This is a genomic window from Alteribacter populi (assembly GCF_002352765.1).
In the GTDB taxonomy this organism is placed as follows: Bacteria; Bacillota; Bacilli; order Bacillales; family Salisediminibacteriaceae; genus Alteribacter; species Alteribacter populi.
Genome location: NZ_KZ293963.1, coordinates 2,050,781 through 2,071,857, shown reverse-complemented (window position 1 = coordinate 2,071,857; position 21,077 = coordinate 2,050,781). Strand labels below are relative to the sequence as shown.

Annotated in this window: 17 protein-coding genes and 1 rRNA gene; 15 read left to right on the top strand and 3 right to left on the bottom strand. The window is 40.3% G+C overall.

The features are described from left to right. The first annotated feature begins 100 nt into the window (after positions 1–100). Positions 101–313 carry an aspartyl-phosphate phosphatase Spo0E family protein gene (locus tag CDZ94_RS10145; RefSeq protein WP_100832793.1) on the top strand — a complete coding sequence of 71 codons (213 nt, stop codon included), beginning with the start codon at positions 101–103 and terminating at the stop codon, positions 311–313. A 222-nt stretch (positions 314–535) separates the two neighbouring features. Further along, the gene (locus CDZ94_RS10140; protein ID WP_096436679.1) at positions 536–889 is read left to right on the top strand and encodes a HesB/IscA family protein; all 354 of its coding nucleotides are present in this window, start codon (positions 536–538) and stop codon (positions 887–889) included. A gap of 222 nt (positions 890–1,111) precedes the next feature. Here the strand turns inward: CDZ94_RS10140 and CDZ94_RS10135 are convergent, their stop codons facing one another. Continuing rightward, positions 1,112–2,113 (bottom strand): NAD(P)/FAD-dependent oxidoreductase, encoded by a 1,002-nt coding sequence (locus CDZ94_RS10135; protein ID WP_096436677.1) that lies wholly within the window; start codon positions 2,111–2,113, stop codon positions 1,112–1,114. Positions 2,114–2,641: 528 nt separating this feature from the next. On the opposite strand from CDZ94_RS10135, the gene CDZ94_RS10130 reads away from it, so the two are divergent. From CDZ94_RS10130 to CDZ94_RS10115, 5 genes are all read left to right on the top strand, one after another. Next, complete coding sequence (locus CDZ94_RS10130) at positions 2,642–3,850, top strand: NAD(P)/FAD-dependent oxidoreductase (RefSeq protein WP_096436675.1); 1,209 nt, start codon at positions 2,642–2,644, stop codon at positions 3,848–3,850. Between the two features lie 205 nt (positions 3,851–4,055). Beyond that, positions 4,056–4,193 (top strand): YuiA family protein, encoded by a 138-nt coding sequence (locus CDZ94_RS21350; RefSeq protein WP_157911743.1) that lies wholly within the window; start codon positions 4,056–4,058, stop codon positions 4,191–4,193. A gap of 264 nt (positions 4,194–4,457) precedes the next feature. Continuing rightward, on the top strand, positions 4,458–4,778 hold the full coding sequence (locus CDZ94_RS10125) for a YuiB family protein (protein WP_096436673.1): 321 nt from the start codon (positions 4,458–4,460) through the stop codon (positions 4,776–4,778). A gap of 412 nt (positions 4,779–5,190) precedes the next feature. Beyond that, positions 5,191–6,726, top strand: a complete 1,536-nt coding sequence (locus tag CDZ94_RS10120) for an AbgT family transporter (protein ID WP_096436671.1) — start codon at positions 5,191–5,193, stop codon at positions 6,724–6,726. Positions 6,727–6,867: 141 nt separating this feature from the next. Beyond that, entirely contained in the window at positions 6,868–7,551 is a 684-nt protein-coding gene (locus tag CDZ94_RS10115; RefSeq protein WP_096436669.1) for a 3D domain-containing protein, read from the top strand. Positions 7,552–7,691: 140 nt separating this feature from the next. Here the strand turns inward: CDZ94_RS10115 and CDZ94_RS10110 are convergent, their stop codons facing one another. Continuing rightward, on the bottom strand, positions 7,692–8,171 hold the full coding sequence (locus CDZ94_RS10110; protein ID WP_096436667.1) for a divergent PAP2 family protein: 480 nt from the start codon (positions 8,169–8,171) through the stop codon (positions 7,692–7,694). A 230-nt stretch (positions 8,172–8,401) separates the two neighbouring features. Between CDZ94_RS10110 and CDZ94_RS10105 the strand changes: the two genes are divergently transcribed. From CDZ94_RS10105 to CDZ94_RS10080, 6 genes are all read left to right on the top strand, one after another. Beyond that, positions 8,402–9,868, top strand: a complete 1,467-nt coding sequence (locus tag CDZ94_RS10105; RefSeq protein WP_096436665.1) for a leucyl aminopeptidase — start codon at positions 8,402–8,404, stop codon at positions 9,866–9,868. Between the two features lie 456 nt (positions 9,869–10,324). Continuing rightward, positions 10,325–10,846, top strand: a complete 522-nt coding sequence (locus CDZ94_RS10100) for a TRAP transporter small permease (RefSeq protein ID WP_096436663.1) — start codon at positions 10,325–10,327, stop codon at positions 10,844–10,846. A gap of 27 nt (positions 10,847–10,873) precedes the next feature. Then, the gene (locus CDZ94_RS10095) at positions 10,874–12,148 is read left to right on the top strand and encodes a TRAP transporter large permease (protein ID WP_096436661.1); all 1,275 of its coding nucleotides are present in this window, start codon (positions 10,874–10,876) and stop codon (positions 12,146–12,148) included. Between the two features lie 121 nt (positions 12,149–12,269). Further along, positions 12,270–13,358: a TRAP transporter substrate-binding protein DctP gene (gene dctP / locus CDZ94_RS10090; RefSeq protein WP_096436659.1), complete on the top strand. Its 1,089-nt coding sequence runs from the start codon at positions 12,270–12,272 to the stop codon at positions 13,356–13,358. A 498-nt stretch (positions 13,359–13,856) separates the two neighbouring features. After that, positions 13,857–15,206, top strand: coding sequence for a Na+/H+ antiporter family protein (locus tag CDZ94_RS10085; RefSeq protein ID WP_096436657.1), 1,350 nt, complete (start codon positions 13,857–13,859; stop codon positions 15,204–15,206). Positions 15,207–15,983: 777 nt separating this feature from the next. Next, positions 15,984–16,625, top strand: coding sequence for a hypothetical protein (locus tag CDZ94_RS10080; RefSeq protein WP_096436655.1), 642 nt, complete (start codon positions 15,984–15,986; stop codon positions 16,623–16,625). Between the two features lie 74 nt (positions 16,626–16,699). On the opposite strand, the gene CDZ94_RS10075 is transcribed toward CDZ94_RS10080, so the two are convergent. Beyond that, positions 16,700–17,308, bottom strand: a complete 609-nt coding sequence (locus CDZ94_RS10075; protein WP_096436653.1) for a biotin transporter BioY — start codon at positions 17,306–17,308, stop codon at positions 16,700–16,702. Between the two features lie 230 nt (positions 17,309–17,538). Between CDZ94_RS10075 and CDZ94_RS10070 the strand changes: the two genes are divergently transcribed. Continuing rightward, the gene (locus tag CDZ94_RS10070) at positions 17,539–17,946 is read left to right on the top strand and encodes a hypothetical protein (RefSeq protein ID WP_096436651.1); all 408 of its coding nucleotides are present in this window, start codon (positions 17,539–17,541) and stop codon (positions 17,944–17,946) included. A gap of 1,257 nt (positions 17,947–19,203) precedes the next feature. Beyond that, positions 19,204–20,769: ribosomal RNA gene (locus tag CDZ94_RS10065) — 16S ribosomal RNA — on the top strand. Positions 20,770–21,077 lie beyond the last annotated feature (308 nt).

Below are 21,077 nucleotides of genomic sequence, written 5' to 3'. Positions count from 1 at the left end.
GAATAGTGTAAAATAATAATAAAGGATGTTAGAAAAAGACGGCTTTATTCTGGTTGTAACATTCACTAATAAAGATAACTGAGTGTAAGGAGGGATGGACATGATAAAAAAGACACGCAAGGATCGAACAACTGAAGAAACTTTACCTGACCTTGACGTATTACTAAAAGAAATTGAAATACTAAGAGAAGGTATGCTTAAAGCAGCGGAAGACTATGGCCGTGACCATCCCTCGGTTTTGGAATACAGTAAAGAAATTGATCGGTGTCACAACCTGTTAATGCAATATAAAGAGAAAAAAGACTCCCTTTAAAAGAGCTTCTTAAAAATGATAGCACAAGAGAAGTGCAAGGCACCCTTACCCGAAACATGCAAATGTTCTGTCCGATATAAAAGGTTGTTGTTTTTCCCGCTGGACCTGGAGCTAGACATCGAAACGTGATTTTTTTAACTATAAATAAAGGTTTAAAAGCTCTGATTTCTTGAACGCTTAGGATGAACACGATATAATATGACTACGAAAGGAGGGGCAACGATGCTGAATATTACTGAAGCAGCAGCAACCCGAATAAAAGAGATGATGAAAGAAGAGGACGATGAAAATGTCTTACTTCGAGTCGGTGTAAAAGGCGGCGGATGCAGCGGATTGTCCTATGGAATGGGCTTTGAATCTGAAGTTAATGATGACGACCAGACATTTGAATTGCATGGAATTGAAATTGTTATGGATAAAGAAAGCAGACCAGTTATGGATGGTGTAAAAATTGATTATAAAGAAAACATGATGGGCGGAGGGTTCACCCTCGATAATCCGAATGCGATCGCATCGTGTGGGTGTGGAGCATCATTTCGAACGGCAACCAATGCAGGAAAGCCAGAAGATTGTTAATGAGAACAGGACCAACTCAAGTGACGGGGTTGGTTTTTTGTTTGAGCTTTATGAATTTATCGCTAAAATTAGCAAACCGAAATATGTTTAGGACGGTCAGAATGAGAACCTCAAAACTAAACAACTCGTAAAATTTCTAAATAAAAGCCCGCTTCCGGAATAAAGGAAGCGAGCATAACATATTATTGTGAAGTCTTGAACTTTCTGTACGCAGAATGCAATTTATTGTGGGAACATACTTGAGCTATGCCCAGGAAATACTTTTGCTTTCGGATCGATCGCAGCTTTCGCATTGTTAACTGCAATCGGTGCCTCACCAAAGCCACAGGCAATTAATTTTACTTTTCCATCATAGGTGGCCACATCTCCGGAAGCATAAATCCCTTTTATATTCGTTTCCATCTTCGAATTAACAACGATGGAGTTCTTTTCGATTTCGAGACCCCATTCCTTAATAGGTCCTAGAGCTGAAATGAATCCGTAGTTAACGATCACAGCATCAACCTCAATCGTTTCGACATCATCACTATCTTTCTCTTTAATATCAACAGCGGTAATTTTTTCACCGTCTCCGTGTAACTTTTCAACCGTGTATGGTGTGCGAACGTTAATTTTGTCCGAATCCATTAATTGATTAACACTATGTTCATGTGCTCGGAACTTATTACGGCGGTGAACAATCGTAATATCTTCAGCGATATCTTCAAGCATGAGTGTCCAGTCAACAGCAGAATCTCCTCCGCCTGCTAAGAGGACGCGGTCTCCTGCGAATTTATTCAAATCATTTACGAAGTAATGCAAGTTTTTTCCTTCGTATTGCTCTGCACCTTCAATTTGTAATTTGCGGGGCTTAAAAGCACCTACACCGGCTGTGATGACAACTGTTTTAGAGTAATGTACCTCTTTATCTGTTGTAAGTGTAAAAATTTCATCTTCGCCTTTTTCTACGTTCTCTACTGCTTGTTCGAGAACGACTGTCTGTTCAAATTGATTTGCCTGTTCAACAAGGCTGTCTACTAGCTCTTGTGCCCGTACTTTCGGGAATCCTGCGATATCGTAAATGAATTTTTCTGGATACAAAGCCGAAAGCTGTCCGCCTAATTGCGGCATAGCTTCGATTATTTTAACCTTTGCCTGTCTCATTCCACCGTAGAAAGCTGTGAAAATACCAACAGGTCCTCCCCCTATGATTGTAATGTCATAAATATCTCTTTCTTTTGACAAAACCTACACCTCCAAAGATAATTTACATGGCTTCTACCTTTTAGTATAAACATATAATGAATAGATGGAAAGAAAAAGCATGTGACTCTACTAACTAATCAGAAAATTATAAATGAAATGACTTTTATTGTGTAATAACGTTAAAAATATGACAATAGTGGGAACACCATTAATATATTCAATGTAAATATAATTATAAGAGGAAAATGTTCAAAAAAAAGTCATAAAACGGTTGAAATCTAAAAGGTAAATGAATATGATTGTAAGTGGAGTTTATAGATTGGTATCAAAAAATACAATTATACTTCAGCACTTATCAATCTTTGTCTTTTTGTAATTTATATCGTGAAAAACATCACAAACTTTTTACCCTCTGTTTTTAATAATAGAAACCAAAAGAATTAAAGTCAAGATTGTTGGGCGATGGTTTTGGTTGAATATCCTCTTCCTATTGGGTAATTTTCACACGCTTGTTTTAGAAGAGGACGGGAAAAATGGAGAGTAAGTAAGAAAAATGGAGTGAGAACTGTGGAGAAGAAACCAAGAATTGTCATTTTAGGTGCAGGTTACGCTGGGATCATGACTGCTTCACGTTTAACGAAAGCCGGTATGCATCAGGAAGCGGAAATCACATTAGTCAACAAACATAATTATCATTATCAAACGACGTGGTTACATGAACCGGCAGCTGGTACATTACACCACGACAAAACGCGTATGCGCATTAAAAACGTCATTGATACGAACAAAGTGAACTTTGTTAAAGATGCGGTCAAAGAAGTGAAACGTGAAGAAAAGAAAGTGATCCTTGAAGATGGAGAGCTTGATTATGATTACTTAGTGATTGGATTAGGTTCTGAACCTGAAACATTCGGAATTCCTGGTGTTGAAGAGCATGCGTTTGCGATTCGCAGTGTAAACTCTGTTCGACTAATCAGAGAACACATTGAATATAAATTCGCAAGCTACAACAATGAAGATGAAAAACATGAAGAGTATCTTACATTCGTTGTTGCCGGTGCAGGATTCACAGGCATTGAATTTGTCGGTGAGCTTTCTGAGCGTGTACCTGAACTATGTGAAGAATACGACATTGATCGCGAAAAAGTACGTATTGTTTCTGTTGAAGCAGCACCAACAGCGCTTCCTGGTTTCGATGAAGAGTTAGTCGAGTACGCCATGAACCTTCTAGAAAGCCGTGGTGTTGAATTCAAAATCAACACACCGATTAAAGAAGTGACCGAAAACGGTGTGTTACTAGATGATGGTGAAGAGGTTAAATCTCATACCGTTGTTTGGACGACAGGAGTTCGAGGAAACGCGATTGTTGAAAACTCAGGATATGAAGCGATGCGTGGCCGTGTGAAGGTAGAGAAAGACCTTCGTGCACCAAACCACGAGGATACTTTCATCATCGGAGATTGTGCGCTTATCATCAACGAAGAGATTAATCGTCCATTTCCACCAACAGCACAAATTGCGATCCAGCAAGCCTATACTTGTGCTAACAATTTAAAATACCTCATCACTGGAAAAGGTGAAATGGAAGAATTCAAACCAGAAATTAAAGGAACAGTTGCCTCACTCGGCGGAAAAGAAGCTATCGGACTTGTTGGTTCAAGAAAAGTGTATGGGTCATCCGCATCCACTATGAAAAAATTAATCGACAACCGCTACCTATTTATGCTCGGTGGAATGCCGCTTGTTCTCAAAAAAGGAAAACTAAACCTATTTTAATATATTTACAAAGAAAGTTCGGGGGACTGTCCCCCGAACTTTTTGTTTAGTTTTGAAAAGAAGAGAATGAGGAAGGAAAAGCGCGTTGTATACGCTTACATAAAGGGATTTCAGCTCATTTAATGCTTTACTAATTAGAGGAAAACTTGTTATATTATCAGAAACTTCAGAAATATTGGAGTAAAACATCAAAGGAGGAGTTACCATGGCATTTCCAAAAAGAAGATTGAACCCAGGTGAATGCGTGTATTGTACAGGGAAAGGGTATTTTCAATTATTGCTCGGTGGATCAGAAACTTGTGATCACTGCCACGGTACCGGAAGGCATAATCGGAAGGAATGACCCTCCTGAGAAGACAGATAAACATTTTGGTTTTATATGAAAATTGTGCTCTGCCCTTTGGGTAGAGCTTTCTTTATGTATATTGTTACTGTATTTACTTGATATTACAATTAATTTAAATTAGAAAAAAGTGCTAGTCGCTCGACGTCAAGGCACTTTCATTTTCTTAATATTCTCATTGTAGTCTCGTATTTGACGGCGAGGTGATAAACGCAGTAAACTATAGCTTGATATAGAGGTTTATTGGTAAGGGGGAGACTATCAGTGTTAAGCATTCCGCAGCTTATTATTTCCATCGTTCTATTTTTAGTTCTGTTTTTTGGAATTGGTTTTATATTAAATATGCTACTTCGGTCTACTTGGGTTATGGCTGTCATATATCCAATTGTCGTTATTTTTATAATCGATAATGTAGGTTTTTTTACTTACTTTACGGCACCAGGTGTGGCATTTCCTGAATTGGGACAACAATTGGCCAATCTAAAGGCAGCCGATATCATTGTTTTATCTTCAGGTATGATTGGGGCCATTTTGTCCGGGATTACGAACCGCATGTTGCGAAACCGAGGATACCAAATGTTTTAGGAGCCGACTTACATGTGAATCATAGGCTTGAAATAAACAGGCAATGACACTCGTATTGCGCGTGCCCGTCCTGAAGAAAAACGTTTTATATATAAAATAGTGCAAATAACTTCGAGGGTGTCTCAAAAGGATGAATATCAACCTTTTGAGAGCCTTTTTGTTTTTGCGGGGTTAATTTTGTGACTTTAGTGAGTCTCCACTAGTTGGGTTCATTGTTGTAAATGTGTAAAAAATCCATGTTCCCTTCGTGCATTTTGCTTGTGATACTTGAAGTCCAGCGTATAGTTGCGAAAATTTTAAATGTTCCATTTAGTTTGGATATTACTAAAACTCTTTATTGCCCACGTCAATATGCGTATAATCACAGAATGATTATCCTTGAATTGAAACTATAGATGGAAGGGAGATTGCAATGGGAAATAATAATAAAAATGGACTTCTTATGCGGTCTTTGGATGGGATAGAAAGAACAGGAAATAAATTACCACACCCTGTCACACTATTTGCTATATTTGCACTTTTAGTTATTATTGCATCTGGAATTTTTTCCGCGTTAGGTACGGCTGTTCCGCATCCTGATCCAGAAGAAGAAGGACTTATTGAAGTTCAAAGTTTAATGAATGCTGAAGGAATTCAGTATATGTTCGAAAGCGCAGTTTCGAACTTTGTAGGCTTTGCTCCATTAGGTACTGTTCTTGTAACCATGCTTGGTATCGGCATAGCTGAACGCTCTGGCTTGATAACAGCCGCGCTTAGAGCATTAGTAATGAGTGTCCCTAAACAATTGATTACAGCATCTCTAGTATTTGGTGGAATTATGTCAAGTATGGCAGCAGATGCTGGGTATGTTGTACTCACACCTCTAGGTGCTGTTCTTTTTGCAGGCCTAGGTCGTCACCCTTTAGCTGGACTAGCCGCAGCTTTTGCCGGTGTATCAGCAGGTTTCAGTGCAAACTTACTTCCTACTTCGCTAGATCCGCTTTTAGGCGATTTAACAATTGCAGCTGCTGCGCTGTTAGATGCGAACTACGCTGAAGGCATGAACATTGCTATGAACTATTACTTCATGATTGCCAGTGTTTTCTTCCTTACGATTATTGGTACGTTAGTAACGGAAAAAATCATTGAACCACGACTTGGGAAATATGAAGGCGGTATAGGTGAAACAGCTGAAAAATTAACTTCAATTGAACGCAAAGGCTTACTTGCAGCAGGGTTTACGTTTGTGGTAACTCTAGCTGCGCTTGCATTACTCATTGTTCCTGAGTGGGGACCGATGCGTGGTCCTGAAGGTGAAATTATTCAGTCGCCATTCTTTAATTCTCTTGTACCTATTATTTTAATTATGTTCTTTGTCCCAGGTTATGTTTACGGGCGTGTAACAAAGGAAATTAAATCTGACAAAGACGTGGCAAACCAGATGTCTGATACGATGTCTGCAATGGGCATGTATATCGTTCTTGCATTCGTAGCTGGTCAGTTCGTAGCTTACTTTGCTGAAACAAACTTAGGTCTTGTTATGTCAGTTCAAGGTGCAGCTTTTCTTGAGGGGCTTGGTTTACAAGATGGAGGAATTCTTCTATTAATTGCCTTTATCATCGTTGCGGGCATCATCAACCTCTTTATTGGAAGTGCTTCTGCAAAGTGGGCTCTTATGGCTCCTGTGTTTGTTCCAATGATGATGATGATGGGGATTTCACCAGAAGCTACGCAACTAGCTTATCGTATTGCAGATTCAACAACCAATGTTATCTCACCACTGATGCCGTACTTTGCTATTGTGATTGCATTTGCGCAAAAGTACGACCGCAAGATTGGAATTGGTACGTTGGTGGCTACAATGCTTCCATATTCCATTGCGTTTACGATTATGTGGGTGATTATGTTTATCGTTTGGATTATGACAGGTCTTCCACTCGGACCGAACGCACCTGTTATGTATCCGTAAGCAAGGGTTCCGCTCTCAATTTGAGGGCGGTTCTTTTTTTGCCAATTCAAACTGGCTGAAACATTACCTTAGGATACCAATCAAATCTGAATAATTGCTCTCTGTATTGGACATGATGTCAGAATGAGGAGAGTGAAAAAGATGATCACTGCTAAAAAAGCAGGGAAAAATCTATTGTTATTCAGTTTATTTACAGGGGCGTTGTTCGCTACCTTCTTTCACTTAACGGATGTTCAGGAAGAGGAGATAGTTCATTGGTTTTCCAAGCAAGACCTTTTTTGGAATCACTCGATTATGATGAGTGAAGCCGGAGAGCGTCAAACGACCTTGACAAGTAGAAACCTCCCCATTGCTTTATCCGAAAAAACATGGACCGCTCATGAAAGTATTGGATCAAATCCAGTTACTCTGGAGGAATCTCATGATTGGAGCAAGTATCCTGCACATAGTGTAGTGGCAACAGGTTATACTGCGGGAGTTGAATCAACAGGTAAGAAGGAAAATCATCCCCAATATGGAATAACGTTTTCCGGAGTGAAAGTAAAACGGGATTTGTATTCGACGATTGCAGCAGACCCATCTGTTTTTCCGATTGGATCCATTTTATTCATTCCAGGATATGGATATGGGGTGGTTGCTGATACTGGCTCTGCGATTAAGGGAAATAAGATTGATTTGTATTATGAGACAGTAGATGACGTTTATAATCAGTGGGGTAAGCAAACCATTGATGTTTATTTAATAGAGAAGGGTGAAGGAGAACTAACCGACCAAGAACTCATCGACTTAAATGAAGATGAAGCTGTCCAAGTATTTAGAAGGTAACTGTTATTCGTAGATGTTAAGCGCTTTAAAAGATCGAGTAAATATATATAAAGCAGTTAGGTGATGGGATCCTAACTGCTTCTTTGCATTGTGTTTCTCCGCTCTTTTTTTCACCCTTTTTGCATAAACGTTAATGGTTATTAAAAAAAGAGGGCGTGTAGAATAAATGTCAAAATAATGCCTAATAACCCGCCGAAAAACACTTCGATCGGTTGGTGACCTAAAAGTTCTTTTAGTTCTTTTCGTTTTTCCTGCTCTTCTTTAGTAGGCCAGGTTCTCATTTCTTCGACGAGCTTATTAAAATCTGTAACGAGTTGGTTAACGACTGTCGCTTGTTCACCTGCATGCCAGCGAACGCCAGTGGCATCAAACATCACGATAATGCCAAAAATGGCGGTAATCGCAAAGTAAGGAGAACCTAATCCCTCTTCCAAAGCAATCGCAGTAGCTAAAGCCGTTACGGCGCCTGAATGCGAGCTAGGCATGCCACCTGTACTTGTAAGGAGAGTCCAGTCGAACTTCCGAGAAGCGATATATTGTAAAGGAACTTTGATAAATTGTGCTAAAAATATAGCGCTTAATGCAGCCCAGAGGGGGAAATTTGTGAGTAAATCAGTCACTATAATGATTCCTTTCTAAAAAGAGATTTGTATTGTGATCTATACCCTTTATCTGTTCCCATAAATACCGTGTTCATAATTTTACCGATAATTATATCATACAACCAGGGGATTTCGTGAAGTGAACTTTTTTGATCTTGACTTTATAGAGGAATCTGAATATATATCGAGAAAGGAGTAGAGGCTGGATTACACTTAATTTTTGAAGTAGGAGAAAGGAGAGAGAAAAGGTGAACGTTAACTATCAATGGGCTACTGAAAATTGGAAAGAGGGAGTAGATGGAATACGAATTGTTGGTATTTTTCATGGCGAGGAGAATAATGAAAATCAGCTGTTAAATAAAATTGTAAATAAGCACCCTTTATGGGGTTATGAAGGAAAAATACACTTTTTCAGTTTTGATGATACACAAGAATTGGTAATTTTAGGTTTAGGAAAAAAAGAAAAATGGACGATCAAAAAAACGGAACGTCTTGGAGCGAAACTTCAACGATTTTTAGTAAAAGAAGGTGTCGAAAAAGCATTTTTGTACTGGGATTCTATTTTTTATGAACATGAGGAAAATAAGTACATAACCTCTTTTGCAACTGGAATGACCTTAGCTTCCTATAATGTGAAAACGTATAAGACAGATGCGGTACCACGGTCTAAAAACTTCTCTTTACAATTGTTTACTGAAAAAAAACAGGCTGAGAAAGAAGCGGCGTTTGATAAGGGGTATGAAAAAGGAAAAGCTACGAATGAAGCGAGAAGGTTAGTCAATACTCCTGCAAATTTAATGACACCTTCCATTTTGGCAGATGAGGCGATCAAGCTTGGTGAAGAACTAAATGTTGGAGTCGATGTCTTTAGTGAAGAAAAAATTAATTCGCTCGGTATGGGAGCTCTTTTAGCTGTAGCGAGGGGGTCTGAAGAACCACCTCGTTTTATTACGATAAAATATTATGGAAACCCGGGTGCCGACGGATGGGACGTAGCTCTAGTCGGAAAAGGATTAACCTACGATTCGGGCGGTTATTCATTAAAAACAAGAGAAGGCATGAAAACAATGAAAATGGATATGGGAGGAGCAGCTGCAACTCTAGGTGCCATGCGCATTGTTCTTCATGAACGTCCAAGGATTAATGTAATGGCGGTCATTCCTTCTACAGAAAATTTAGTAAATGGAAAGGCATTAAAACCAGGAGATGTTATTCAATCCCTCAGTGGGAAAACGATTGAAGTATTAAATACAGATGCAGAAGGGCGCCTCATTCTCGCGGATGCCATTACTTACGCCAAAAGGGAGGGGGCAAGGGCACTTATTGATGTGGCAACGTTAACTGGGGCAGCTGTTGTTGCACTGGGCGATGTTGTAACGGGAGCTGTCACAAATGACGAATCCTTTATTGCCACTGTGAATGAAGCGGCTGAACAGGCTGGAGAAAGGGTTTGGACTTTTCCAAATGATGAAGCTTACCGAGAGAAAGTAAGGCAATCAGATGTGGCTGACTTGAATAACTCTCCCGGAAGACAGGCAGGAGCGATTACAGCAGGTCTCTTTATCGGGGAGTTTGCCGGAGATACACCCTGGGTTCATCTAGATATCGCCGGAACAGGATGGCAAGAGCGCTCGAATATACTAGGGCCCCGTGGGGGAACCGGGGCTATGGTGCGGACAGTCGCCGAAACAGTATCTTTAATGGCAAAAAAATAATGTACTTGTTTAGCAAAGTGATCTACATCAACGCACAATATAGATTTCACTTCACACCTAGTACTTAAAGACGAGAAATTATAACCTTACAAAGACAAAAAGGCACTTTCCTTCTGGGGGAGGTGCTTTTTTGTACTTATAAAAAGAATCCAACTATAAGGTAGGAATTTGCTGTCCCTTAGGAAATTAGACCAATCAAGAGTTGTAGCTAGTATTTTTACACAGCACCTATATCATGTCATGAAGTTGTAAAATATTCTGTAAAATCACTCAATATGAAAATTCACAGTCTTTGTGTGTAAAGTCCTATTCCTATATGATTTATATTAGCGGAACATCGGAAATTTTAATTAATATTATTTGTACTTCTAAAAGGAGTTCAAGTTACATATTCTCATTCATTAAGTAAACCTCAAGTACCCAAATAAGAGTGCTTTTAAAAGGAGGAGTATAAATGTGAACGTCATAAAAAAAATAGACGGGGCTCTAATCTGGTTTGAGAAAGTGATTCTAAGCTGGTCCATTATCATTATCTCGATCATGATCGTTGGGAATGTCATCAGTCGTGAATTAACAGGGTCCAGCTGGGCGTTTTCTCAAGAGATTAGTCAGATGGCTGTGGTCATGGCAACATTTATGGGAATTAGTTATGCGGCCCGAAAAGGTAGACATATTACGATGTCGGCCGTCTTTGACACAGTACCTAAAAAAGTAAAAAAAGTGTTATCTATAGTAAATCCGCTTATTACAGCGCTCGTTTTATTTGTTGTCGCTTATTTGGGATATCAGTACATGATGTCAATATACAATACAGGGAGAACTACAGCTTCATTACAGTTCCCATATTGGATTATGATCATGTTCGTACCTTTAGGACTTGTCCTTGGAGGAATTCAATTTTTACGGAATACGTGGGTCAACATCGTGAATGAGGAAGTTTATTTAGCTCAAGAAAAGAAGGATTATGATAAACAATAAAAATACGAATGTGGAGAGGAAACGAACATGGTTTGGACTTTAGTTGCCATCATGGTGATTTTATTATTAATGGGTTTTCCAATGATGATTCCTCTTATTGTTGCACCATTGGTTGTTTTACTAATCTACTTTGACAATTTGGATCCAATGATGATGGCAAGTCAAATGGTAGAAGGAATATCAAGTTATGTTCTTCTTGCTGTACCACTTTTTATATTTGCTGCAGATATTATGTCAACCGGTAAAACATCTAAAAGGTTACTAGATTTTGTAGGAGCATTTGTCGGCCATCTGCGCGGAGGATATGCAATTACAACTGCCGCAGCGTGTACTCTGTTTGGGTCAATTTCGGGTTCTACGCAGGCGACAGTTGTTGCAATTGGTAAACCGATGCGTGAGCGGCTTCTAAAAGTTGGCTATAAGGATTCGAGTGCCATTGCCCTTATTATTAATGCCAGTGATGTTGCTTTGTTAATTCCTCCAAGTATTGGCATGATTATTTATGCATTTGTCACGGGGACTTCAACAGGAGACTTATTTATTGCTGGGATAGGTCCAGGTGTACTAATCTTTTTCTGTTTTGCTGTTTATTCTTACATACATGCCCGGGTATTCAAGATTCCTATGGTAGATCTGGTACCATGGAACAGCCGGTTTAAAGTAACTGCTAGAGCGTTATTACCATTAGGCTTCCCATTTATTATTGTTGGTGGGATATATACTGGATACTTTACGCCAACCGAGGCTGCTGGGGTATCTGTGCTGTATGCCATAGTGTTAGAGGTAGTTATTTATCGCTCAATTAAGTTTACTGAAATACCAAGGATCGCCTTATCAACTGGATTGGTTACTTCAGCGGTTTTTATTTTAGTGGCGGGAGGTCAAGCCTTTTCTTGGGTTATCTCCTATGCTCAAATTCCGCAGATGCTGACAGAAGCTGTGATTGGAACAGATCCATCGGCACTTTATGTTCTTTTAATCGTTGCTTTGTTTTTCTTTGTGGGATGTATGTTTGTGGACCCGATCGTCGTGATTCTGATCCTTACACCAATTTTCTGGCGTCCGGCTTTGGAAGCGGGAATTGACCCTGTTCACTTAGGAGTTGTTATCACTTACCAGGCCGCTTTAGGCTCTGCAACCCCACCATTTGGTGTTGATATTTTTACAGCGAGTGCGGTCTTTAACAAGTCTTATCTAGATGTTATCAAAGGGACACCACCATACATTTTTATATTGTTGTTTGTAGGAATTCTCGTCATTTTATTTGAGGAAATTTCACTCTTTCTTCTTTATTTTCTCTAATTTAAGAGTGGGTTTCATATAAAAGGGGTTGTTCAAAAAGTTAATGGGTCATCACTTCATTGTCCCTTTTTTGAACAAAGATTATTAGTTTTAAAAAAATAATGGGGGGTATTTTAAAACCATGTTTAAGAAAAAAGGCTTACTTACAAGTACCGTTCTTTCTTTAGGGTTAGTTATGGCAGCGTGCGGATCTGATGAAGAAACAGACGCCGGCGCGGATAATGGAGAGGCTTCTGGTGGAGATGGTGAAGAAACATACGAATTACGTTTTGCTACTGAAGAGTATGAAGGGCAGCTTCAGTATGAATATGCCCAAGAATTTGCTGATCTTTTAGAAGAAAAAACAGACGGACGTATTACTACATCCGTTTATGAGTTTGGTGGGTTAGGTAGTGAAGTCGATCAATTTGAAATGATTCAAAACGGAGGAGTCGAGTTCGCAATCGTTTCACCCGGATTTACAGGTACGACAGTTCATGAGGGGCAATTGTTTGCACTACAATTTTTATTCTCTGACGATGAAGATGTAAACTATGAGGTATTAAATGAAAGTGAAGCTCTAAATGAAGATTTAGCAGCAAAATATGAGGAATACAACGTAAAACCATTAGCGTTCTGGTCTGAGGGTGGCATGCAGTGGACTGGTCATACTGAGCTCCGCCAACCAAGTGACTTCGAAGGGTTTAGAATGAGAACGCAGGAATCTTCATTAATTCTTAGATCTTATGAACAATACGGGGCAGACCCAACACCATTAAGCTGGGCTGAACTGTATTCAAGTTTACAATTAGGAAACATTGATGGGCAGGAAAACCCGATTTTCTTTATCGAGGATGCAAATTTTCATGAAGTTCAAGAACACATGACTGTTTCTGACCATAACATTTATGTTGCTATGACAACGGTGAACACAGACTTCTATAATGAACTGCCAGATGACCTTCGCGCCGCAGTCGATGAGACTGTTGAAGAAATGCGCCCAGTTGCTCAAGACATGCAGATTGAAATGAACGAAGAATTGCTTACAGCCATTGAAGAAGATGATGAAAATCCAACTGAAGTTTATACACTTACAGAAGATGAAAGAGATGCGTTTAGAGAACTAGCGATTCCTATGCAAGATTACTATCGTGATGAAGTTGGTGAAGAAGGAGCCGCTATTCTTGATAAATTGTTAGAAGAAATTGAAGCGGCTGAAGGAAATCAGTAATGTAAATTGTGAAAAAACGAGGCTTAGGGTTTTGACCCCTAAGCCTTTTCTTCTTATAGAGGAGGTTCAAAAAGTCTGCTAAAAATAGCTGTCGGAGAATAGGAACTCCTGCGTTCGCCACGTCCTGTTGCGAACGCAGGAGTTACCGCATCCTGGGAAAGCTCGTTGGCTTGTTTATCGCTCCTCACGTATTAGCACCAAATGTCTCTTTTTCTGCTAGTTAAGCTACGAAGAGTATCCGTCGAGACAGTAGTGATCACTCCGATGTCTTGCTCACCGACCTGGTGCTCGAAAACTTCGCCGCCTCGACCTACTCGCCTCTTTTTATGCTCCTTTTTGAACAGGCACTTATATGTCTGTCTTAGCATAGCAAAAGTTTCTTTTAGAATATTCATAAAGTATAAGAAAAAACATTGACAAATTAAATAATAGGATGATAAGGTATATTTTCATACATTAGTGATTTATCGGAATAAAGTAATAAAGGATGATGGGGTTATGAATGCTGTTGTGATAGCTGTACTGGTGATGATTCTACTGAGTTTAATGAGGATCCATGTCGTTGTTGCTCTAATTGGTGGTGCAATGGTAGGCGGACTTGTAGCCGGATATTCGATTATGGAAACGGTCGACATTTTTACAAGTGGACTTGGAACTAATGCGACGGTAGCTTTAAGTTATGCCATGCTAGGTGCATTCGCCGTGGCAATAAACTACACAGGGCTTCCAAACTTGTTAATTAAATGGGCAATTCGACTCGTTGGAAAAGATGGGGAAACAAAAAGAAAAACTTACTCTAAAGTGTTGTTATTATTTATTATCGTAATTATTTCAAGTATGTCTCAAAACGTAGTAATGGTACACATTGCATTTATTCCGTTATTAATTCCACCACTACTAAAAATATTTAATGAGCTAGCGCTAGATCGCCGGGCTGCAGCTACAGCATTAACGTTTGGATTAAAAGCACCTTATATTTTAATCCCCGCCGGCTATGGTCTGATTTTTCATGAGATCGTTTTTGAAAACATGCAGGATAGCGGAATGGCAGTGGAAATGTCGATGATCCCGAAAGCACTGCTGTTACCCGTCCTAGGGATGGGCCTGGGATTACTAACAGCAATCTTCATAACTTACCGTAAGGCTCGTACCTATGATGACCGGTCTATACAGAGTGTCGGAGAACAGAAAGAAAATGAGCAAGCTTACACGAAATTGTCCGTTGGTATTGGACTCTCGGCTATTGTTGTTACACTGGTCACCCAAGTGATAACTGAGTCGATGATTTTCAGTGCGCTCCTTGGCTTATTGTTACTATACGTGTATTTTGCGTTCCTGCACTTTACCGAGAAACTTACTTTACACGAATCTGAGAACCTCATGACAGATGGGATGAAAATGCTTGCCTTTATAGGATTTGTGATGATTACGGCGGGAGGTTTCGCGGAAGTGATCCGTGAAACAGGTCATGTTGAACAACTCGTCAACACAGTGGATGGTTGGGTAGGAGGAAATCAAGGCCTTGCTGCTTTATTTATGCTCATTGTGGGGTTGTTTATTACTATGGGAATTGGCTCTTCTTTCGCGACAATCCCAATTATAGCCGCTATTTTTGTTCCATTAGCCGCGGCTGTAGGATTCAGCCCGATGGCTACAATCGCCTTAATTGGTACGGCGGGGGCTTTAGGAGATGCTGGCTCTCCTGCATCTGATAGTACACTTGGACCAACGGCAGGCTTAAATGCTGATGGTCAGCACCACCATATTTGGGATACATGTGTGCCAACATTTTTACACTTTAATCTTCCTCTTATTGCAATTGGTTGGCTTGCGGCAATTATATTGTAAATCAAACTATTATTTTTTTAAATGAGTTAAGAAAGCATAAAAATCTACGTTTAGGTGTTTAGCTCCAGGTACCATTGTCTTGTGTCAAGTACCTGACCGATTAAAAGTAAAAAGCACTTTTTATCGGTCAGACCAAAGGGATGTCGTCGGGTAAGGGCCTTGCGCTTTTCTTGGTGCTTTTCAACTCAAATAATAAAACATGAAAAAAGAGGTTGTCTTTTAATCCATTAAGACAGCCTCTTTTTTTACTTTGGGGTTGCTGAATAACTTTAGAACTCAAATACAAAGGGTGTCGCCTTCCGTTGCTTTGCTTTCCGTCGGTAACGCTTCAGTTTCCTCATTCGCGTAAGGCGTGCTCACTGTGGGGTCTTCTGCTGCTCCTGCGGTTCCTCGTCGCAAGAAGACCATTGTTGCTTTTACCTGCTGAAGTCCCCGTCATTGTAGCAGCACCCCTTGGCTATCCCGTTTGTATCTCAAAGTCAGGTGCAAGGTTTTTGGCAAAAGGAGAGCTAGTTCCTTGCAGATTCTTTCCCTGAGAAAGAGCATATCCTCTTGCCACGAAGACGTATGCTACTTATTCAGTAGTCTCTACTTAATGGAACTTAGAATGAATGAGAAAAGTTTTTAGGGATTTTGGGTGAAAAGTCTTTCTTCCTATGTCGTAGGACGCAAAAGGTAATATAAAAATATGAGAAGAACAGTAAAATTGAAACTTTTGGGGTCTGTTCTTCGTCTATATTAAGTAAGAAACTTACATAATAAAGGATGGCGTTAGACGTGAAAAAAGAGACGAAGAATCGATTGGTTGTTGCGATTCTATTAATTTCAACAGCAATAGTCGTATGGTATAACCCCTTCACTTCCAAATTAAATGATCAGGATCTCTACGATCAATACATACAAATTGTGTCAGATACAAGTGAACTCTTTCAAACCCATAACAGAATTGAAGAAGCTTATTTCAATGAGTCTTTTGGAAATAAAGAAGCCATTCACCAACACCTTGGTGAGAGGATGACAGATGATGGTCTTCAACAACTCGTATCTTCTCTTTTTCGCAAAGAAGGACCATACCTTGTCTATAACGATGACTATCAGATTTACTTACAAGAGGTACATTTAACTAAAGAAGATGAACATTCTTATTATAATACTGTAAAGGATACGCTATTGAATCCTGGTTTACTGTTAATCCAAAAAGAAGACATGACGTTTTCTCGTGAAGGTGACAAAATAGAAATTCAAACAGAAGAGACACCCGTTTATTTCTTTAACCAGGATGATATTGTATATGATCATCAGTTTAAACGCTTTGGTTACCCGCCTGTGGACAGATTAACGATCACCTTTACTTTTACTGAAGAAGAAGGTGATTACCTATTAGATCATTTCAAAGTCCAAAGTCAATCATCTACCTAACCTATTGAAAAAGAGCACCCTAATTGGATGCTCTTTTTCTTTCTCTCTCTATATTTTTATGGGAGAACCAATTGTTAAGATGCTGGCCTTTTGGCGTGAATAGGACTTGGAGGACGGTTGACCGCTTTTGCCACTTGAGGACAAATTGATGCGGCTACTCCCGTTAAGATTGCATCTTTAATTAAGAACGGAATCATACCTGAAAAAATTGCTAGGTAGGAAGCTTCTGTTACACCTAACACGTAAATTGTGTGAAAGTATAAATAGGTTACGCCAAATAAGTAGTTTACCGTAAGGCCAACAAAACATGCTACTAAATAAGAAGAATAATTCTGGTTGGATTTTTCTACAATTTTACCGGTAACAAATGCTAAAATAATAAAAGATAAGATGAAGCCAAAGGTTGGCGATACTACAATTTGAGGACCACCAGTGAATTGGGCAAAAATCGGTGCTCCAATTCCACCTAATATTGTATAACCAATCATAGAGAAGGTTCCTAAACGACTACCGAGTAGGACACCAGCTAAAATTGCAATAACGGTTTGGAACGTCATAGGTACTGTCCCTACTGTTATGAATGCGGTCGCATTAGCACCTAGCGCCATTAATCCAATAAACATAGCTGCTTTTGTAATGTCACTTGCAGAGAAACGCTTGTTAGAATTTGAAACTGAAGACATAATGTACCCCACTTCCTTTTGTATTGTTCACTACTGTATGTAGGTGGTTAACAATAGAATAGCTGGATAGCGGTCCTTTTGTCAACTTAATTTTCAAAACTGTTAACCTTTCTGAGCTGAAAAGTTGTAGAGTTCATAGATTCTCAATAATTAGTAACGTTATAGAAATGTCCCTTATGTTAGAGTATTGGATGAAGTACATTTAAATATAGATTGAAGGTAGGGATACAATGGATCGTACACGAGTACTCCTTAGGTTTTCAGCTCTATTTGCCTTGATTGGTGTTTTTATTGGTTCTCATATGGCAGGATCAGGAGGCTATTCATTACAACCGTTACATGCCCACATTCTTGTGGTCGGGTGGTTGTCATTGTTTGCATTCGCAGCTTTTTATCGGTTGTTTTCAATTTCAAAAGATTCAAAGCTAGCAAATATTCAAGTTTGGACAGCGATTATCGGGAGTATTTCACTTCCGACAGGGATGTATTGGGAAAGAATGATCACCGAAGGGCCGTTAGCGACAGTCGCTTTAATTTATTTTATAGTTGGCGGGACAATATTAATGATCAGTTTTATTCTTTTCTTCACTATGACTTTTGTCTTTTCAAATTCTATTAAAGAAAAGAGCGATTACTAGACAGATTTGAAATAATACCTATTTTTTCTGGAGAAGCCTTATATTTATATAGGAGCTTCTTTTTTTACCCTCCGAAAGCATAGAGCGGACAGCTACCTTCACGCAGATGGTGTTTCAAAGCGAAACCTGCAGAGGAGGATACAAGCGGCCTAGTGGGTTGTGAACGGATGTCGCACTTATGCCTAAGGGTGAAAACGTCCGCCTGTAGCGGATTCGAGCGTTTATCTTATCAAAAGCAGCAATCTTTTAGAAAGGCTGTTTTTGTAAAGTTTGATGCGCGTTATTTTTCGAATCACCGATATCTGAGCTATTTTCGCTGATATCATGATGGTTTCCGCCGATATAATTCTTGAACAGATGATAAAGCGCTTGCTCCCGCAGATATATTAATCAAATAAATACTCTGCTTTTTGTTTATGAGTGATTTTCAACTCAAAGAAAAGAGTTGAAGGCAAAATTTTGCGTCCTTTTCCGTCATTTGAGTAGTTGAAAGGCTGTCACGCTCAAAATAGCAACAATCTTTTATAAGTGCTAATTTCTAAAAAATTGTTGCTTCTCCCGCTGTTGTCACTGCCATTCGCTCTTTCAATTTATCAATAAAAAACAACAATCTATGCGAAAAGAGCCTTTAGAAAACAGTCTTAATAAAAGACGCCTACACGATTTTTCTTAGTTTATGGTTACTATTAATAGAGGAAGAGAAGGATAATGGATAAGTTTATGTTCAAGAGAGCATAGAAAAATCGAACCGAGTATTTCGAGGTGGAGGAGCAAGCAATTGAGCTTCCCACAGATCGGGTAATTTCTATGATAGTAATTTTTAGCGGAATGTTTGAACATCCCTATAATTAATAAAAATTAATTCATTAAATAGTGAAAGAATAAGAACTTCAGAGAAAGTGAGATTTGGGTTCTATGACTTTAGGTTTGCTCTGTGTTTGTACAACTCCAATAATCAATTCTAGAATGTCTAAAAAAAATCGAATTTAAGTGTTGACCAAGAGAAGGAAAGCCTCTATAATAAATCAGGTCCCCAAGAAAAGGACAAAAATTACACAGTTAATAACAAAACAACAAAAACTTTTTTAAAAAAGTTGTTGCATTATTGTTGTTATCGTGATATATTATTACTTGTCGCCGCAAAAAACGACGACGACAAATTGACCTTTGAAAACTAAACAAAAAGCCAAGCGAAACGTGGGATATCGAGAGATATTCCGTCAATGAATTATTTATGATGTCAGAGACATCGAACTTTCTACGGAGAGTTTGATCCTGGCTCAGGACGAACGCTGGCGGCGTGCCTAATACATGCAAGTCGAGCGCGGGAAGCAAGTGGATCCCTTCGGGGTGAAACTTGTGGAACGAGCGGCGGACGGGTGAGTAACACGTGGGCAACCTGCCTCACAGACTGGGATAACTCCGGGAAACCGGGGCTAATACCGGATGATCAAAGGGATCGCATGATTCTTTTGTAAAAGTTGGGTTTTACCTAACACTGTGAGATGGGCCCGCGGCGCATTAGCTAGTTGGTGAGGTAGTGGCTCACCAAGGCGACGATGCGTAGCCGACCTGAGAGGGTGATCGGCCACACTGGGACTGAGACACGGCCCAGACTCCTACGGGAGGCAGCAGTAGGGAATCATCCGCAATGGGCGAAAGCCTGACGGTGCAACGCCGCGTGAGTGATGACGGTCTTCGGATTGTAAAGCTCTGTTGTTAGGGAAGAACAAGTGCCGTGCGAATAGAACGGCACCTTGACGGTACCTAACCAGAAAGCCCCGGCTAACTACGTGCCAGCAGCCGCGGTAATACGTAGGGGGCAAGCGTTGTCCGGAATTATTGGGCGTAAAGCGCGCGCAGGCGGTTCTTTAAGTCTGATGTGAAAGCCCACGGCTCAACCGTGGAGGGTCATTGGAAACTGGGGAACTTGAGTGTAGGAGAGGAAAGTGGAATTCCAAGTGTAGCGGTGAAATGCGTAGATATTTGGAGGAACACCAGTGGCGAAGGCGACTTTCTGGCCTACAACTGACGCTGAGGCGCGAAAGCGTGGGGAGCAAACAGGATTAGATACCCTGGTAGTCCACGCCGTAAACGATGAGTGCTAGGTGTTAGGGGTTTCGATACCCTTAGTGCCGAAGTTAACACATTAAGCACTCCGCCTGGGGAGTACGGCCGCAAGGCTGAAACTCAAAGGAATTGACGGGGGCCCGCACAAGCAGTGGAGCATGTGGTTTAATTCGAAGCAACGCGAAGAACCTTACCAGGTCTTGACATCCTCTGACACCCTTAGAGATAAGGCTTTCCCCTTCGGGGGACAGAGTGACAGGTGGTGCATGGTTGTCGTCAGCTCGTGTCGTGAGATGTTGGGTTAAGTCCCGCAACGAGCGCAACCCTTGATCTTAGTTGCCAGCATTAAGTTGGGCACTCTAAGGTGACTGCCGGTGACAAACCGGAGGAAGGTGGGGATGACGTCAAATCATCATGCCCCTTATGACCTGGGCTACACACGTGCTACAATGGATGGTACAAAGGGCAGCAAAGCCGCGAGGCCGAGCGAATCCCATAAAGCCATTCTCAGTTCGGATTGCAGGCTGCAACTCGCCTGCATGAAGCCGGAATTGCTAGTAATCGCGGATCAGCATGCCGCGGTGAATACGTTCCCGGGCCTTGTACACACCGCCCGTCACACCACGAGAGCTTGTAACACCCGAAGTCGGTGCGGTAACCTTTTGGAGCCAGCCGCCGAAGGTGGGACAGGTGATTGGGGTGAAGTCGTAACAAGGTATCCCTACCGGAAGGTGGGGATGGATCACCTCCTTTCTAAGGAGCTATTAAAGCTCAACGAGTTTTACAAAGGTTTTGCTTTGGTCTTTTTGTTTAGTTTTGAAAGGTTAATCCTTTCAAAACCTGTTCTTTGAAAACTAGATAACAGTAACGACATCAAATTTCTAATTTGAAATGAGATGTTCAAAAACGAGGACGATCAGGGTCGAGAAGATCGAGGAACGGCAGTGTCGAAGCCCGGAGCGTAGTACGCTACGTGAGGACTGGAGACACAAACGTGACGAAGAGATTCGACGGCAATGATACCCGGAGTTTTTGAACATCATATCGTAAACTCTTTGTGA

Excerpts from the sequence above, each read along its gene's own strand:
- CDZ94_RS10145 (WP_100832793.1), top strand. The coding sequence starts at position 101 with ATGATAAAAAAGACACGCAAGGATCGAACAACTGAAGAAACTTTACCT.
- CDZ94_RS10140 (WP_096436679.1), top strand. The coding sequence starts at position 536 with ATGCTGAATATTACTGAAGCAGCAGCAACCCGAATAAAAGAGATGATG.
- CDZ94_RS21350 (WP_157911743.1), top strand. The coding sequence starts at position 4,056 with ATGGCATTTCCAAAAAGAAGATTGAACCCAGGTGAATGCGTGTATTGT.
- CDZ94_RS10120 (WP_096436671.1), top strand. The coding sequence starts at position 5,191 with ATGGGAAATAATAATAAAAATGGACTTCTTATGCGGTCTTTGGATGGG.
- CDZ94_RS10115 (WP_096436669.1), top strand. The coding sequence starts at position 6,868 with ATGATCACTGCTAAAAAAGCAGGGAAAAATCTATTGTTATTCAGTTTA.
- CDZ94_RS10095 (WP_096436661.1), top strand. The coding sequence starts at position 10,874 with ATGGTTTGGACTTTAGTTGCCATCATGGTGATTTTATTATTAATGGGT.
- dctP (WP_096436659.1), top strand. The coding sequence starts at position 12,270 with ATGTTTAAGAAAAAAGGCTTACTTACAAGTACCGTTCTTTCTTTAGGG.
- CDZ94_RS10085 (WP_096436657.1), top strand. The coding sequence starts at position 13,857 with ATGAATGCTGTTGTGATAGCTGTACTGGTGATGATTCTACTGAGTTTA.
- CDZ94_RS10075 (WP_096436653.1), bottom strand. The coding sequence starts at position 17,308 with ATGTCTTCAGTTTCAAATTCTAACAAGCGTTTCTCTGCAAGTGACATT.
- CDZ94_RS10070 (WP_096436651.1), top strand. The coding sequence starts at position 17,539 with ATGGATCGTACACGAGTACTCCTTAGGTTTTCAGCTCTATTTGCCTTG.